This is a genomic window from Shewanella holmiensis (genome assembly GCF_025370255.1).
Lineage (GTDB): Bacteria > Pseudomonadota > Gammaproteobacteria > Enterobacterales > Shewanellaceae > Shewanella > Shewanella holmiensis.
Genome location: NZ_JAMTCD010000002.1, coordinates 190691 through 207409, shown reverse-complemented (window position 1 = coordinate 207409; position 16719 = coordinate 190691). Strand labels below are relative to the sequence as shown.

At 41.3% G+C, this 16719-nt stretch carries 15 protein-coding genes; 7 read left to right on the top strand and 8 right to left on the bottom strand.

All coding sequences use genetic code 11. The features are described from left to right. Positions 1-957, bottom strand: a complete 957-nt coding sequence (locus NE535_RS02485; protein ID WP_261297115.1) for a sodium-dependent bicarbonate transport family permease — start codon at positions 955-957, stop codon at positions 1-3. Positions 958-1169: 212 nt separating this feature from the next. Between NE535_RS02485 and NE535_RS02480 the strand changes: the two genes are divergently transcribed. Then, a complete protein-coding gene (locus NE535_RS02480) occupies positions 1170-1445 on the top strand; it encodes a DUF3081 domain-containing protein (protein ID WP_261297114.1) in 276 nt (91 codons plus the stop codon). Here NE535_RS02480 and zapE read toward each other — a convergent pair. Then, positions 1442-2602: a cell division protein ZapE gene (zapE, locus tag NE535_RS02475; protein ID WP_261297113.1), complete on the bottom strand. Its 1161-nt coding sequence runs from the start codon at positions 2600-2602 to the stop codon at positions 1442-1444. The genes NE535_RS02480 and zapE overlap by 4 nt on opposite strands. Positions 2603-2725: 123 nt before the next feature. Here zapE and NE535_RS02470 point away from each other — a divergent pair, with 123 nt between their 5' ends. Both NE535_RS02470 and NE535_RS02465 read left to right on the top strand, forming a co-directional pair. Beyond that, positions 2726-3643, top strand: coding sequence for a bactofilin family protein (locus NE535_RS02470; RefSeq protein WP_261297112.1), 918 nt, complete (start codon positions 2726-2728; stop codon positions 3641-3643). Between the two features lie 155 nt (positions 3644-3798). Continuing rightward, entirely contained in the window at positions 3799-4146 is a 348-nt protein-coding gene (locus NE535_RS02465; RefSeq protein WP_261297111.1) for a Fis family transcriptional regulator, read from the top strand. Positions 4147-4285: 139 nt separating this feature from the next. On the opposite strand, the gene NE535_RS02460 is transcribed toward NE535_RS02465, so the two are convergent. Both NE535_RS02460 and lpxL read right to left on the bottom strand, forming a co-directional pair. Next, on the bottom strand, positions 4286-5203 hold the full coding sequence (locus NE535_RS02460) for a L,D-transpeptidase family protein (RefSeq protein WP_261297110.1): 918 nt from the start codon (positions 5201-5203) through the stop codon (positions 4286-4288). Between the two features lie 180 nt (positions 5204-5383). Continuing rightward, positions 5384-6310 (bottom strand): LpxL/LpxP family Kdo(2)-lipid IV(A) lauroyl/palmitoleoyl acyltransferase, encoded by a 927-nt coding sequence (gene lpxL / locus NE535_RS02455; RefSeq protein ID WP_261297109.1) that lies wholly within the window; start codon positions 6308-6310, stop codon positions 5384-5386. A 103-nt stretch (positions 6311-6413) separates the two neighbouring features. On the opposite strand from lpxL, the gene hldE reads away from it, so the two are divergent. From hldE to NE535_RS02440, 3 genes are all read left to right on the top strand, one after another. Further along, positions 6414-7844, top strand: coding sequence for a bifunctional D-glycero-beta-D-manno-heptose-7-phosphate kinase/D-glycero-beta-D-manno-heptose 1-phosphate adenylyltransferase HldE (hldE, locus tag NE535_RS02450; RefSeq protein ID WP_261297108.1), 1431 nt, complete (start codon positions 6414-6416; stop codon positions 7842-7844). 61 nt (positions 7845-7905) lie between these two features. After that, positions 7906-8823, top strand: a complete 918-nt coding sequence (locus NE535_RS02445; RefSeq protein ID WP_261297107.1) for a hypothetical protein — start codon at positions 7906-7908, stop codon at positions 8821-8823. 267 nt (positions 8824-9090) lie between these two features. After that, on the top strand, positions 9091-9570 hold the full coding sequence (locus NE535_RS02440; RefSeq protein ID WP_261297106.1) for a TetR family transcriptional regulator: 480 nt from the start codon (positions 9091-9093) through the stop codon (positions 9568-9570). A 152-nt stretch (positions 9571-9722) separates the two neighbouring features. On the opposite strand, the gene NE535_RS02435 is transcribed toward NE535_RS02440, so the two are convergent. Both NE535_RS02435 and NE535_RS02430 read right to left on the bottom strand, forming a co-directional pair. Further along, positions 9723-10109: a glycine zipper family protein gene (locus NE535_RS02435; RefSeq protein WP_261297105.1), complete on the bottom strand. Its 387-nt coding sequence runs from the start codon at positions 10107-10109 to the stop codon at positions 9723-9725. Between the two features lie 128 nt (positions 10110-10237). Then, entirely contained in the window at positions 10238-10939 is a 702-nt protein-coding gene (locus NE535_RS02430) for a DUF3581 domain-containing protein (protein ID WP_261297104.1), read from the bottom strand. Between the two features lie 305 nt (positions 10940-11244). Here NE535_RS02430 and NE535_RS02425 point away from each other — a divergent pair, with 305 nt between their 5' ends. Beyond that, positions 11245-13446 carry a TonB-dependent receptor family protein gene (locus NE535_RS02425; RefSeq protein WP_261297103.1) on the top strand — a complete coding sequence of 734 codons (2202 nt, stop codon included), beginning with the start codon at positions 11245-11247 and terminating at the stop codon, positions 13444-13446. Positions 13447-13799: 353 nt separating this feature from the next. Here NE535_RS02425 and NE535_RS02420 read toward each other — a convergent pair whose 3' ends face one another. Further along, positions 13800-14828, bottom strand: a complete 1029-nt coding sequence (locus tag NE535_RS02420) for a diguanylate cyclase domain-containing protein (RefSeq protein WP_261297102.1) — start codon at positions 14826-14828, stop codon at positions 13800-13802. Positions 14829-15227: 399 nt separating this feature from the next. Then, on the bottom strand, positions 15228-16715 hold the full coding sequence (gene pntB, locus NE535_RS02415) for a Re/Si-specific NAD(P)(+) transhydrogenase subunit beta (protein ID WP_261297101.1): 1488 nt from the start codon (positions 16713-16715) through the stop codon (positions 15228-15230). Positions 16716-16719: the final 4 nt, after the last annotated feature.

Below are 16719 nucleotides of genomic sequence, written 5' to 3'. Positions count from 1 at the left end.
TTAATTTAGTGCCAGTTTTTCAATCCAAATTTGGTATAGAGGTAAGCCGATAAGCACGTTAACCGGAAAGGTTATCCCTAATGATGCCAGCATTGCCAAACCAATATTAGCATCAGGAATTGCTGCTTTAATCGCTGCTGGCGCGGCAATATACGAAGCACTGGCGCTTAATCCTGCTAAGACTAAAATACTGCCAGAAGGCAAATCAAGCATAAAGCCTAATCCTATACCTACCCAGGCTAATACAAAGGGAGCAACAGCAGCAAATGCTAACAAACGCCATTGCTTATAAGGTAATGGGAAGCATACTTTTGCCGTGCTAATGCCCATTTCTAACAGGAATAGTGCTAACAGTGTTTTAAATCCCCCCATTAGGATTGGGGTTAATGGCGCCATGCCTTCGGTGCCATACAACCAACCGATAACCACACCACCACACAGTAATACCACTCCGCGACTGGTGAGCGCTTCATGCAACACACTGCCATGGGAAGCGGTCGCTAATTGAGGATTGTTTTTCGCTTCTAAGTGACGATGTAGCCATAACATAATAATAATGGCGGGTAATTCTAATAACACTAAGTAAAGTGTGGTTTCTGGACGTAAGGGTAAACCGGAATAATCGACCATAGCGAGCACAACGGCGAACGTCCCCGCACTTACTGAACCATAGTGAGCTGCAATACTGATGGCTTCTTTTTGCTCTAGTCGAATCACTTTACGTAAAATGGGATATAAGGTGAGTGGAATAATAAAACCCAATGCAATAATTGCGATTAACTCACTGATTTGTAATGTATGTGTTTCACCGTGTAATGCCATGCCGCCCTTTAAGCCTAAGGTTAACATTAACAAAATGGTGAGGGTTTCATAGGTAGCTTTAGGGACTTTTAGATCTGATTTGATCAATCCGGCAAGCAAGCCTAAGGCAAAGAAAGCAATAACAATATCAGGCATAGTGATTTAAGCTCTCGTAATGAAAAACGTGTAATTGCATAATTTTGTGGGCTGATTGTGCCTTGTTATCGTATTCGATAGCAATGCTTTTAATGGGGTTACATCCTAAAATTTCTGTAACAATTTTCATCTAAAAACCTTATGTTATAAGGGGATTTCAATCCCAGCTAAATTTAGACGTGTGATAAACACATTGGATTAAAGAGACTGCAATGAAAAATGAAATCGATATTCACAGAGCATTACGTGTATTTAATAAAGTGGCCACTTTAGGCGAAAAACAGTCCGATAATATCCAATCGGTTTATCGTTTATGTGGTCTAAATGCGTTAACTGATTTTGATGGTTATACCATTAGCTTGAGTGATGCTCAGGTGAGGTTAGATATTTTCTTTCATAAGAAATATAAGTTTGATTACCCAAATAATGAGGCGCTAGAAAATTTTTTGGCCCGTTTTACTGATGTTGAAAAATACAGTCAAAATTAGTTGGCTAGCCAACGTTTCATTTCAATTAAACGGCTGTAGGTTCTTTTAAACTCAAAGGATAATGCCCCATTTTGATAGAGGCTTTCTAGCGGGTGGGCTGAGTGAATGATAAGACAGACTTTTTGATCGTATAACTCATCGACTAAACTAATAAAACGTCGGGTAGGATCATCCTGAATCGAATATGCCAATTGCCTTTCTCCTGTAACGGTGGCTATTGCACCATCTTCGGTGCCCCTTGCTTTAATCCAGGAACGAATTTCCCCCCCTAAGGTTGGCACATGGCTGAGTAAAATAGCCTTAAATTTTCCCGCAAGTTCAATATAGTCTAAAGCACTTCTCGGCCCATCGCACAGAGCGTTAAATTCAAACCAGGCTAATTTGCCCATTGCTGCCCTAATAGGAATTAACCGCTGACAAATTGAAATATGGTCTGATTGCAAAGCATTGCAACTGGCTGAGATAAATCGGCACTCATGTTGAAGCAAGGCGTAAATTTCTTCTGGTGTTTGAATCGAGGGCAAAGTAAACAACATTGAAGGAGCTGTTAAGCTAGCAGGGCGATTTAATGATTTATTAGGTGCTGTTAATCTATGATCAATGCGGCCATTAAGATGAATTTCTTGCGTGTATTGTTTTAATAGCCCAATAGTGGGCATAAAGCGGTCTCGTTGCAGTCCTCCTTTATATAAATTATTAATCGGAATATTTGATGTAGCAACTAACACTACCCCTTCTGCAAATAAGGTGTCGAAGAGTCGGGCTAGCAAAATAGCATCGCCAATGTCGGTAACAAAAAACTCATCGAAGCAAATCAGCCGATATTGTTTGGCAATATCTTTAGCAATATAGGTAAGTGGTTCTCTTATGCCATATGTTTGATTAAGGCGTTGATGCACCATAGCCATAAATCGGTGAAAGTGCAGTCTCAGTTTTGGGGTATTTACCATGCTGTGATAAAACAAATCCATCAGAAACGTTTTTCCTCTGCCGACATCTCCCCAAAGATAAAGCCCCTTAATATGAGTCGCAATCTCGGCTGAATGTAATTGTTGAAAAAGCGCATCAAGTGCTTGTAGCGCTTCTGTTTGCGCTTCATCAGGCGACACGTTTATCTGGGTTAATGCTTGGTATTGAGCAAGAGGGGAAAGTGTCATAAGGTTATTTTAAAGGACTATTACAGCCAGTATACCTGATCAGTGTCATATCATCATGGGTCGCGTTTATGATGGGATTGATGTAAATTTGCAACATAGTGATAACCCGCAAAGGATAGATTAATGAATAATAAGGGTAAGGGGATAACCTACATTGGCGCTGAAATGACACTTAATGGTGAAATAGATATTAAGGGCCCCGCGTTAATTGCTGGTAACATCACAGGTACAGTGCGCTCAAGCGATCAAATTAAAATTGAGCTTGGTGGCGAGATTGATGGCGAAGTTTTTTGCCAAGAGCTTCGTGTTAGCGGCACACTAAAAGGCAAACTATTTTGCAATAAGTTGATTATTGTGAGCACTGGCGTAGTAGAGGCGGATGTGTCAAGTCATGATATGGAAATTTATGATGGTGGCCAGTTTATTGGTATGCGTACCACAGGCCCCGAAGCCAGTATATTACCTTTACCTACCCACGCTGTAGCGAGTGATGAAGTTGAGCAACCTTTCAGTCTCTCATCCCCAAGTGATGGTAATGAAGTGACTGAGACTCAAAAAAGTCTGTCACCTCAGCCTGTAAAAAATATTGCAACTGCTGACGATACAATCCTGCCGAATAACAAACCACATAAAGCATTATTGAGTGTCTGCGCCCTTATCTTGATGGCTGTTGGACTATGGCAGGTGGGAGGATTGGATTTCTTGACCTCACCCAAAGCTGTGAGTAACGAGCCCGCTTTGTTTACCCAACCTTCACCATCCCCAGCAAGTGTGACTGAGCGTAATGCCGCCAAGTTGTTAAAGGATGTGCAAGATGAGCACTCTTTTATTGAGCAACGTGAAGAGCTGGTTAATGCTGGTTTAGCTGATCCTGATGTAGCGATGGAAGATTTAGATGCAATGGCGGCATCCAATGCATTAATGGCCGACGATAATGAGGCAGCTAAAGATGCGATAGACACTCAGCCAGCAAATAAAAGACTTGATAAAGAGATTGTTAAAACTCAACAAGTGGCAACTAAACCTAGTATCAAGCAGTAGCTTTTAGGTTAAGCTTTTTACTGTAATGTTTAGGTTAATGCATAGGGTGGTTGGGAAAATTTTAGCCATTATGATTGTTAAACTCTGCATCATTGTGTTGTCTTTATTGCTCTGAATCGTTTGAAAGTTGTCTGAGGTTAGAACCAAGAGAGTTTATGCGTAAAACAGATAAAAAAATTGATAACCAGCTAATAAACCAATTAAACGAGGTTTGTCAGTTTGCATTAGATGAGTTTAATGGCTTTGTATGGCTCACTCACCAGGTTAACTTTGCACAGTTTCCTAAAAGTTTACGCATAATCTGTGTGTTTGAGACTCGTGATAACCTTAAGCAATTTATCATGGCACAAAGCCAGCAAGTGCTTGGTCAGTTAATTGTAAAAAAGTTACTCGACATCAATGTCGTAATTAAAGAACAGCAGATTGTGTACGACAGTGAGCAAAGTTGTCAGCAAGATCATAATGGCAACTGGGCGCAAAGATTGGCTAGTCGGGTGATATAAATCAATAAGAGCGCGACATTACTGCCGATAACTCCTCAGTATTTCTCTGTTATCACTATCCGTTCAATTTTGTGCTGTTCATACAAACTAAAACGGCTTACATAGTAATGTAAGCCGTTTTTATGTTGAGTCATTAAGCTTATGGATTGATACGTGTTGGGATACCCGTACGTTGCTCAAGTAGGCGCTTTAATACAAACGAATCTGTTTCTGGATGTGCAATAAAGCGTGTGGTTTCTTTATTGAACGTTAAGGCCACTGGCTCTTTCGATTCGAACTCATTTTGTGTTTTAGACAGTGGTTGGTGAACTTCTAAATAACGATTCCCATCAGGCTCTTCAGTAAATTTAACCGGTTGATTAATAAATTCAACACGAGTGCCAATTGGCACCGTGTTAAACAAATGCTCAATATCTTCATGGCGCAAACGTACGCATCCCTGGCTGACACGAAGACCAATACCAAAGGTGGCGTTAGTGCCGTGGATTGCAAATAAGTTGCCAATATAAAGAGCATGTAAACCCATTGGGTTATCAGGTCCTGCTGGCCATACTGCGGGTAGCGTTATACCTTGCGCTTCATAAATCTTTCGGGTTGTTGCTGTGGGGGTCCAAGTAGGATTGGCGCGTTTACGTTGTACGCTTGTCACCCAGTTTTCTGGCGTGTCTCTACCAATTTGGCCAATACCAATAGGTAATACTTCAACAGTATTCGTGCCTTTAGGAAAGTAATACAGACGCATTTCAGCAACGTTAATGATAATACCTTCATGTTTTGTATTAGGTAAAATTAACTGATGCGGTATCACCAAGGTGCTGCCTGGGGTGGGTAAAAATGGATCCACACCAGGGTTTGCTTCTAATACATTGGTTAACCCTAATTGAAATTCAGCGGCAATTTCTTCCAGTGTCAATTTACCTTCAGGCACAACGTAGTATTGGTTTTCGCCTACGAGCAAACTACCTTTAGCGGGTAAGCGATATTCCAAAGCAAAGCTGTTAAAGCTTAAAAGCGTTGCTGTTGTGGCCAAAATAACAGATTTTAAAAGGGTTAACATAGTGCTTTGGTGTTCCTATTTTATAGGGGGAAATTAGTGATAAGCGAATGCTTTTTAATTGGGCGCATCGTCACTTATTCAGGTCAAAATATCAACCCATTTTTGTTTTCCTTGCTGACTATTTAATGAATAGTCGATGCAATTGAATTTTATGATAACGATATCCCTGACCCAGCGATACTAATCGTATAGCGAAGGGCCATTTTCTTCTGGACGGGTTTTAAAGCGTCTATGAAGCCACATATATTGAGGACGATTTTTGTTAATAATTTGTTCAATAATTTGATTGCCGCGAAGGGCATCTTCAAGCTCGTTTTCGCCAGGGAAATTATCCAATGGCGGCATAATTTCAATATTATAGCCTTTGTCACCTGCGCTTCTTTCAACGACAAAAGGCAGTACATTGGCTTTGCCCAGTTTGGCTAACGAAGTTGCGCCAGTAATGGTTGCGGCATCAGGGACGGCAAAAAAGGGAATAAATACCGCACTGGAGCGGCCAAAATCTTGATCTGCCGTGTACCAAACTACATCAGGTGTTCGCAGGCTACGGATCATTTGTCGCACATCACGTTTCGGCACAAGTCCTTTGTTTGAGCGTAAACGCCCTTTAACCTGTAAGTATTCCATAACGGGATTATTGTGTGGACGATAAACCCCAATAGCTGGTCGGTATTGGCCAAGAATACGCGCTCCCATTTCTAATGGTAAACAATGTACGGCAAATAAAATCACGCCTTTACCCGCAAGCAAACTGTTTTCAATATGTTGCTCGCCTTTCATGGTCATGTGAGCCTGAACTTTTTTGTCTGACCACCACCAAGCATTCGCGGAATCAAATATGGCTTTACCCGTTTCTTCAAAATTACGTTTTAATAATGCTTGTTGTTGATCTTCAGGCATATCAGGAAAGCATAAACTGATATTACGTTTGGCTGTATGGGTGCGACTGCCCGCAAGCACCATCGCAAACCGTCCAATCCCAGCACCGAGTTTCATTTGGACTGATAAAGGCAGCACTTGAGTGATTCGCATCATTAAGACGCCGAACCAAAGTAACCAATACTTAGGGTGATACAGATTAGAGGTGAATTCGGCTTTTTCGACCACAAAGGACTCGTTTATTGATTAAAATTTTTCATATTCTAACTCATTTTTATCGAAAAATTAGGTACAATCGGGGTAATTTTTTACAACAAACAGTGATTACGCTATGAAGGTTTCTCTTCCTGCTTTTGAAAACGCCCGTGTTTTAGTGCTCGGTGATGTGATGCTAGACCGTTATTGGGTTGGCCCAACGGGGCGTATTTCGCCCGAAGCACCGGTTCCTGTTGTAAAAATTAACCAAATTGAAGACCGCCCAGGTGGTGCTGCTAACGTGGCATTAAACGTTGCCACACTTGGGGGCCAAGTAAAATTAGCTGGCTTAGTGGGTAAAGATGAAACCGCAGATGCGCTAACCTTAGGCGTTAGAACCTTAGGGGTTGAGCCTCAATGGTTGGCGGTTGAAGGTAAGCCGACTATCACTAAACTAAGAGTATTATCACGCAATCAACAATTAATCAGGCTCGACTTTGAAGAGCCTTTTGAAGCGTGTTATAGCCAAAGCTTATTCGACCAAACCGAAGCTTTATTAGATGACGTAGATGTTCTAGTGTTATCGGATTATGCCAAAGGGGCAATTTCACAACCTCAAGCGTTTATTGCTAAAGCCCGAGCAAAAGGCGTAAGTGTTTTAGTTGATCCTAAAGGCAGTGATTTTGAACGTTATCGTGGTGCTTCATTGATCACCCCTAACATGAGTGAGTTTGAAGCTGTCGTGGGTACCGTCACCTGCGAAGACGATTTAATCGCTAAAGCTAAAGGCTTGTTAACCGCCCATGATTTTGATGCCATTTTAGTGACTCGTTCAGAAAAAGGCATGACATTAATTACTTTGAATGAGCCTGAATTACACATTCCTACTGTTGCCCGTGAAGTTCACGACGTAACAGGGGCGGGTGATACGGTGATTTCTGCGTTAGCGACTTCTATTGCTGCAGGCGCAAGCTTAGCGCAAGCCTGTGCGATTGCGAATACCGCAGCGGGTATTGTTGTGGGTAAATTGGGAACCTCTACAGTAAGCCGAATTGAATTGATTAATGCGCTTAAAATTAATCAGGGCGAATCTGGTTTTGGGGTGATGAGCGAAGATCAATTAGCTTATGCGATGGATCAAGCGCGCTTACGCGGTGAGAAGATAGTCATGACCAACGGCTGCTTTGATATTTTACATGCAGGGCATGTGAGCTATTTACAGCAAGCGCGCGCGCTGGGCGATCGCTTAATTGTCGCTGTGAATGATGACGCTTCAGTGAAACGCTTAAAAGGCAATGGTCGTCCGGTTAATTCTGTTGATCGCCGCATGGCAGTATTGGCCGGGCTAGCATCTGTTGACTGGGTCGTGCCATTTAGCGAAGACACGCCACAACGCGTGATAGCACGATTACTACCAGATTCTCTTGTTAAAGGTGGTGATTACAAGGTCGAAGAGATTGCCGGAGGTGCAGAAGTGATCGCTAATGGTGGTCAAGTTGAAGTACTTGGTTTTGAAGATGGCGTGTCTACAACCGCGATTATTCAAAATATTATGGCAAATAAGTAATTTGCATCTATTGATGCGAGCAATACTTCCCTTCAATTCGCTAGTTGGATTGCAGGAAAAAGTGAGCCGAATTATTGCATTGTGCAGCGGCTCATTTTGTATTGGCTTGTTATCCTTAAATGTTTGTGCACAATCGCTTGAAGAGCCCGTTAACCTTCAAGCGCCAAAGTTACTATCAGAAGCTACCGATTGGGTAGAGGTTCTCGACAAGCAAGCCTTAGTTTGTCAGCTAGTGAACCTAGAATCCTGTCTGCAAAAGCTGCCTTTATCTTTACAACATCAAGCAGCATTATCAGCGGTGAATGTCCGTCAAGCAATGGGATTAAAAAGTGCCATGGTGCTTGTAGTGGAACATGCATCAATTGCTGGGGTTATCATAGTTCAAGCTGAGCGTGAGCCTAAGTCGCAAACGGGGTCATTAGGTCTCAATACCTACGGCATTGAATTAGTTAATCAAGCGCAATTGAGTCTCTGGCATGAAATTGGGCACTTACACAATGTTGGATTGCAAGGTAAGGCTTTACCGTTAATCTTGAGTGATTATCAACATGAATGGTTGGCCGATGTGTATTTGTTTTGGCGTTTAGGACAAATTAAGCAACTCAATTTGGCTTGGCAACAATTACATCGTCGCAATCTTGCTGTTATCCACGATAGTGATAATTTGTCGCATTGGAGCGCACCACAATTACAGTTTCTCTTGCAACAATATGAGTTACCAACTGCGACTCAGTATGTGGATTTTATTATCGAGGTTTATCCGCTACTCCCCAATTTCTCTGACCGAGATATGGCGGAATTTTCAAGCTTAATTCAACGAACTTTTGGTGCTGGAGTTGTTCAACCTTTACCTAACTATATGTTCTGGCGACAACCCAGTTTGGCTGCCATTTTACATCCTACCTTAAATTATTTGATGGGCGAAACCGCGGCCCAAAAATGGCTTAGTCAACATTTTATCCCCAACCATAACTTGTAAGCGCTTTCATCGTTTTTTGTCTTTTTTACTTTATTAATTATCACGTTAGCTTTTAATTTTTCTTGTTATCATTTTTAAAAGAAGTTTTCGCTAATAGTATTTGAATTATAAGGATAAAATATTGCACACGTACGTATTTTATGAGTAATGAGCTGTTACATAAGATAATGTGCGGTTAAAAATGTTGTAAATTTTGGTGTTAAGTGCGGAATTTTAAGGTTTCGTCTGGTAAGATCTCGCCCCAAATTATTAGAGAGACGCAGCACTATGGCCAAACGTTCACGTGTTGAAACCGAGCAAACTGTAAACCAAATTCTAGACGAAGCGCTTAAACAGATTCTTACGATAGGTTTTGATGCTATGTCATACACGACTTTGTCTAATGCAACGGGGATCAGTCGAACGGGAATCAGTCATCATTTTCCTAAAAAGACTGAATTTCTGGTGCGTCTAGATCATCGTATTGGCCAGCTGTTTGTTGATGCGCTCAATTTTGATTCAATTACCTCATTAGAATCAAGTTGGAAAAATGCATTACAGCTGACTGAGCATAAAGCCGTATTGAAACTGTTTTTCAGTCTTTGCGGTACCAATAGCGATAATATCACCTACTTTAAAGCCATGAATACCGCTCAAAAGTTCGCGTTATTGCAATTAGGCGAAGCGGGCGAGAAATGTGTGGCGCAACTTATTGGTCATAGCGCAATTGCATTACTTGAAAATATATCTGTACCAGAAGCCGCATAAATCATCAATATTAGCTTACTCAGTCCACTAATATTGATGAATGTTGTCACCACTTCCAATAAACTTGGATGCTAAAAAGGCCACAGCAGGTCAGTTGCATAGTTGTGACTTCCGCCTGTTATCCTGCTAAATACTGAGTGGATAAAGAGTGGCTAATTCAAAATACTATAACCACGTTTAATCATGCAGTTGCGTACAACAAGCTCTTGTTCAGCTTCATACTTTGCTTGGCTCGCTTTACGATCGCTAGAGCCGCCTAAAATACCTGTAGCAACACCAATGCCTGCACCTGTTTTCGCACCTTGAGTTCCACTTCCACCTGCTATTGCTACGCCTGCTGCTCCAACCGCGGCGCCTTTAGCTGCACTGCCGACAATACTTCTCGATTGAGTTTCTTTTTGAACTTGCTGGGATATTTCAATGCATTGATGTTCATCAAAGATAAAATCTTTTTCATCCACATCTGATTTGTCGTAAATAATGTTTGCATTGGCAGTAAATGCGCAGAATGAAAGGGCACTAAGAATAAAATTTTTCATCATATTTCCTGGTGATTTTAGCCATAACTAAGGGGGATTTCACTTAAGGTTAACATTCGAAAAAAATCTATAGCGAATATCGCGCATTCCTTATGGAATAAGCGATATTGCCGACAAAACGAGGGGAGTTATAACGTGATTTTACGTGACTCGTAAAAATGACACATTTGTTGTGCCTTATCTTCTTCGTATTCTCTTAGACCACTCAGAACGAGGGTTTTCTTACCGGTACCAATCAATCGTTCGTCCTGACGCAGTTCAAAAGTAAGCGTGACATCGCCACGTTTACCATTGATTAAAAATTGTTGGTCAATTAAATGAAGACTAACATCATCAAAGTCAAAATGTGCTAAATGAAATGACATGCTTTCATAGATAACCAATGGGCGGTCAGGGTTTATCATCATCTTGTGTTGCTTCATCATAGGCACTAATACATGAATGAAGTTTAAACCTGAAAAAGCCACATAACTTTTAATAAACGCAGCGGTTTGCACATCGCATTGGCAAATATCACCTTGGCGGGCCACGTGCATATATTCTTTGTTTTTGATATCGCTGATCGTAAATTTATTTTCTACTGCATCAGGCAGTATTAACTCAATTCCATCACCTACCATACCTGCAAATTTAAAGGTCATGTTCTGGCTTAAGCCATATTCTGTTAATACCAATGCGAATAATAAGTCACCTGGTACACAAAAGCGTTTCGCGCCAACATCATGGATGGGGTTGAAATCTTCTGCAACCTGCCTGGCAAAGTCACTGGCTTGTTGGGCAGAAATAAAAACGCTTTGATCTTGTTTTGAATAATAAGGTGATAAAAACATGATGGAATGAGTCTTATATAGTAAGGAATAATTTTTAAGCGCAGTTTACTGCACATTTCACAATAAACTCACCCGATGACTGGATTCTTGTGGCTTTAATATCAAGACGAGTGTTTTTTGTACATCTCTTTGGTGATTTGTGTCACACATCTTACCCGCAACATAACAATTCTGCCTTATTTGTAAATATATCGTGTCCATTTGTTGATTTTAATGTCCAGTTAAGTAAAAATGCGCACAATTAGAAACACAAATAAGAATTGTTCTTATTAGTATTAAATAAATGTTGTATTGGGAGATAAAAGATGAACCAGTCAAACACCTTATGTTTGAGTGTTTTAGCAAGTGCATTATTAATGTCTATGGGCGCAACTGCCGCTGAAAAAGTCACTCAAGATACGCAGGTGGCCACCACTAACATTGAACAAATTACTATTTTTGGTAGCCGTAATCCTGTTAATACCGTGCCAGGTAGTGCGCACGTTATTTCGGCCGCTGATATTGAGCAGTTTAAATATACCGATATCATGCGCACTCTGGCGTCTATCCCTGGCGTTTATATTCAAGAAGAAGATGGCTACGGATTACGTCCAAATTTAGGTATGCGTGGCACAGGACAAAATCGTTCTGAAAAAATCACCGTAATGGAAGATGGCGTATTAGCTGCGCCAGCGCCTTACTCATCACCTGCTGCTTATTATTTCCCTACTTCAGGGCGTATGCAAAGTGTTGAAATTCTTAAAGGTAGTTCAACGGTTAAATATGGACCTCGTACAACGGGTGGCGTAATTAACATGCTATCTCGTCAAATTCCTGAAACAGAACTAGCTGGTAAATTAGATGTTGCTGCTGGCCAAGATGGTTTTGGTAAAGTGCACGCATTTGCTGGTGGTCAAGGCGAAAGAATTGGTGCTGTGACTGAAATCTATCGCTATCAAGCCGATGGTTTCCGTGATATCAACGGTGTTGGCGGTGATACAGGTTTTGTGAAGAATGATGCGTTAGCAAAAGTGAGCGTCAAAACTGACAAAACAGCTAAATATCAACAAATTGTAGAATTAAAACTAAAATATGCTGATGAGGTTTCTAACGAAACTTACATGGGCTTAACGGATGAAGATTATGCTGCAACGCCATTTATGCGTTATTCAGCATCACAAAAAGATCAGATGACTACTGAGCATAAACAAGTTCAGTTAAATCATGTGATTGAATTTAATGATAACTTAGCTTTAAGCACGACCGCTTACTATAACGACTTTCACCGTAACTGGTATAAAGCCGATAAAGTTGATGGTAAAAGTTTAAGTAGCGGTGGTGTACAAAACGCCGCTGATTTTGACAAAGGCTCAGTGACCGCGCCTATTGATGTCAGCGTGAAAGCCAATAACCGTAGTTATTTATCACAAGGTTTACAAACTGAATTAAATTACTATGTGGGTAATCATGAGCTTGCATTCGGTGCGCGCTATCATGAAGATGAAATGGACCGTTACCAATGGGCGGACATTTATCAATTAGACACCAACCAAGTGATGAACCGCACTCAAAGTGGTATTCCTGGTACAGATTCAAACCGTATCGATAGTGCTGATGCTTGGGCGTTGTTTGTACAAGATCGCATGACCATAGGCGATTTTGCAATTACTGTGGGTATTCGTTATGAAGATGTCACTACTAATCGTTTAGATTGGGGTAAAGCAAATCCTGGTCGCGATGGTCAACCAAGCAAAGATGTTGATAACAGTTTTAGTGCAGTTATGCCTTCTTTATCTGCAACCTATCAGGTGAATGAGGCGCTTATTCTATTAGCCGGTGTTCAAAAAGGTTTCTCTCCAGCAGCGCCAGGTAATGCAGACGGTCAAGAGGAAGAAAGCTGGAACTATGAAGCAGGCTTACGTTATAACCAAGGTGCATTTACTTCAGAAGCCATTGCATTCTATGGTGACTACAGCAATATGCATGGTAACTGTACAGCTGCGCAAGGTTGTGACGATAACAACATTGATAACCAATACAATGCCGGTGAAGTGGATGTTAGCGGTTTAGAATTAAGCCTAGGTTATGAGTTTAATCAAAAAGGTGAGATAACTTTCCCTGTGAAAATGGCTTATACCTTTACTAATGCTGAATTCGGCTCAGATTTCTCATCTGATTTTGAAAGCTGGGATAACGTTAAAAAAGGTGACTCGTTAACTTATTTGCCAGATAACCAATTGTATATATCTGCTGGTGTAGCTGCAGAAAGCTGGCAGGTGACTCTAGCCGGTCGATACACTGATGACATGCGCACTAAAGCGGGCCAAGGTGATATTCCTGCGGATGAGTTGATTGGTTCTAAAACAGTGTTTGATTTATCAGCACGCTACTTCATTAACGATGTGTCAGAAGTGTACTTAAATGTTGATAACTTATTTGACGAAACATACGTGACAACCCGTGTACACGGTTCAGTATTTGCTGGTAAACCACAGTCTGCAACCTTAGGTTATAGCTATAAGTTTTAATCGTTAACTGGTGATTATTTCTAGCTGAGATGATCCCAAAAAAGCCACTACAAAGGGTTGACCATGATTGATGGTTAGCCCTTTTTTGTTATCTATGCTTGTTGATCTTTAGCGAATATTTTTACGCTGATAACATCACTCTGCAAAGCTCAATTGCCCTAAGTCTTTTTAACCTATCACGTTAATGGTCGATATTCCCCATTCACCAATTGATGTTTTTGGGCCAGATTAAAAGCTTGTCGATGCTATTCAAGCGCTAATCTTGTATGGCGCCAAGCAATGAATAAGCGTTACTTATTGGGGCCACTTTCGCACTGAGCTAAATGCCAAGGCGAGTCATGTTAGGTTTAAGATTAAAGTAGTGAAACAAACACCACGTCATGCTTACCCTGTTGTTTAACCTGGTACATGGCTTTGTCTGCTTGCTCATAAGCATAGGCGAAAGTCGTCGAGGCTGAAAAAGCACACACCCCAATGCTCAAACCAATTTGGGCTTTGTGCTGTTCAATGGTGGTGGGATGGTTAAATTGTTGTAATAAGGTTTGGGTAAAGGGGGTTAATATTTCTGCTTGATGAACTGTGGTTAAAATCACAAATTCATCACCGCCAATTCGAGCGATCGCATGCTGGCCTTTGTCCAACATAGTTTTAGCCGTCTGGCTAATGGTATTAGCGACATGGATTAAGAGTAAATCACCAATACGATGACCCGCTTTATCATTAATTCCCTTAAAACCATCTAAATCAATAAAAATTAACGCTCCTTTAGCTTGCGGGTGTTTGAAGTTTTTTTGATAGTGATTTTTGAGGGCATTACGATTAAGTAGGTTAGTGAGGGGGTCATAATGGGCTAATCGTGCCAATTCCTGTTCGTAGCGTTTTTCTTGAGTAATATCTGTGTGGGTGCCCATAATGCGTTTAGGCTGACCGTTTTGTGTAAACTCAATAATCCGGCCGCGATCAGATACCCAACTAACACTGCCATCTTTATGAATCATTCGATGCACCGCGCGGTAGACATTCTCTTTACCTTCCACATGGTCGTAAAACGCTTTAATGACCCAATCTTTATCTTCAGGATGAAGATGCGATTTCCAGCTGTCGATATGGGCAGGTCGCTCCTCTAAGGTATAACCTAGTAGTGCCCCCCACTCCTGATTGTACATGGTCAGAATTCCGCTAGGGATATCTTGTTCCCACAGACATAAGCCCGTGCCATCTAATGTCGCATGGAGCTTTTCTTCAGTCAGTTTGAGAGTTTGCTGGAGTTGCAGTTTTGCTTTTTCTAGCTCAGATACCTGTAATTGGTAATCTGATAGCTCGCTTTGTAGCTTGGCGATTTTAGCTTGTAATTGTTGCAACTCATTTGTTGAGCCATCCATTTGTCTATAACTTTCCTTTTTACATCACGACTTGCTGGCAAATATTACCTTCAAAAATGCCTTGTGCTAATTTGTGTATAGAATCCATTATCGCTGAGACATTAGCGGCCTAATAAGTAACGTCATTAAGCTCAATAGACGATATCAAAGATACAACCACATTAAAGGGGCGCATATCTGCATATCACCTGAGTGTGTTAAAAGATCTTTAATCGCATTACTGGCGATAAATTAACTAAAACTTTAGCCATTTTACATTTTTAACCAGCGTTTATTTTACAGGTTAAGGGTAAACCTTAGATTAATTTTTAAGATAACATCTTCACCAATTTATAACACCGAAAAAAGCCAAAAAAATACCAGCCACTAGGCTGGTATTTGTGATTTACGCTAACGGTGTTACAGCGCTTTTAGAATAGCTTCTACACTATCTTTGGCATCACCAAATAACATTTGGGTATTGTCTTTAAAGAACAACGGATTTTGCACACCAGCATAGCCAGTATTCATTGAACGTTTAAAGCCAATAACGTTTTGTGCTTTCCACACTTCTAACACTGGCATACCAGCAATCGGACTGTTTGGATCTTCCATTGCCGCTGGGTTTACTGTGTCATTGGCACCAATCACTAACACGGTATCTGTGTCAGAGAAATCTTCATTGATTTCATCCATCTCTAATACGATGTCATAAGGTACTTTTGCTTCAGCCAATAATACGTTCATATGACCAGGTAAACGTCCTGCAACAGGATGAATACCAAAGCGAACTTTAATGCCTAAGTCACGTAACTTACGGGTGATTTCAGCCACAGGATATTGAGCTTGCGCCACTGCCATACCGTAGCCTGGAGTGATGATAACTGAATCAGAGTTTCTCAGCATATCAGCCACATCTTCTGCGGTGGTTTCGCGGTATTCACCCACTTCTTCCTCGCCTGTAGATGCCGCACTATCGTTACCAAATCCACCTGCGATAACAGATATAAATGAGCGGTTCATAGCTTTACACATAATGTAAGACAGAATCGCGCCTGATGAACCCACTAATGCACCAACGATGATCAACAAATCGTTTGATAGCATGAAACCAGCAGCTGCAGCAGCCCAACCTGAGTATGAGTTCAGCATTGACACCACAACTGGCATATCCGCTCCGCCAATAGAGGCAACTAAATGCCAACCAAATGCGAAGGCTATTAAAGTCATAATGAGGATAGGCGTGATTGCGCCACCGGTTTGCACAAATTGCACCATTAAAATTAACGATACAATGACTGCTACAAGATTCATCTTATGGCGATGCGGTAAGGTTAATGCTTTTGATGGAATTAATCCGCGCAATTTACCAAATGCAACGACAGAGCCTGTGAAGGTTACCGCGCCAATGAACACACCGAGGAAAACTTCTACAAGGTGAATGTTCAGCATAGCGCCAGTCAGGTGATGACTATCTTGCTGAGCCTGACTCGCCTGAGCAAATGCCGCCTCAGCGGTTGCAAGAGTAGTATCTAAATCACTACCAATGGCAACCACAATTTCATTAATGGCTTGTGGGTGTAAATCGATAAAGCTGTTGTAGCCCACTAATACTGCTGCCATACCCACAAAGCTGTGAAGAATGGCAACGAGTTCAGGCATTTCGGTCATTTCAACTTTGAGAGCTAAACGGACACCAATTGCGCCGCCAATCACCATTGCTAAAATAATCCACACTACGCCAGTGGTACTCGGGTTTAAAATGGTTGCGCCAAGCGCAATGGTCATCCCTATGATGCCAAATAAATTGCCGTTTTTAGCTGTTTCTTGTTTTGAAAGCCCCGCAAGGCTTAAAATAAAGAATACCGCCGCGACAATATACGATGCTGTTACCAGTCCTTCTGACACGATA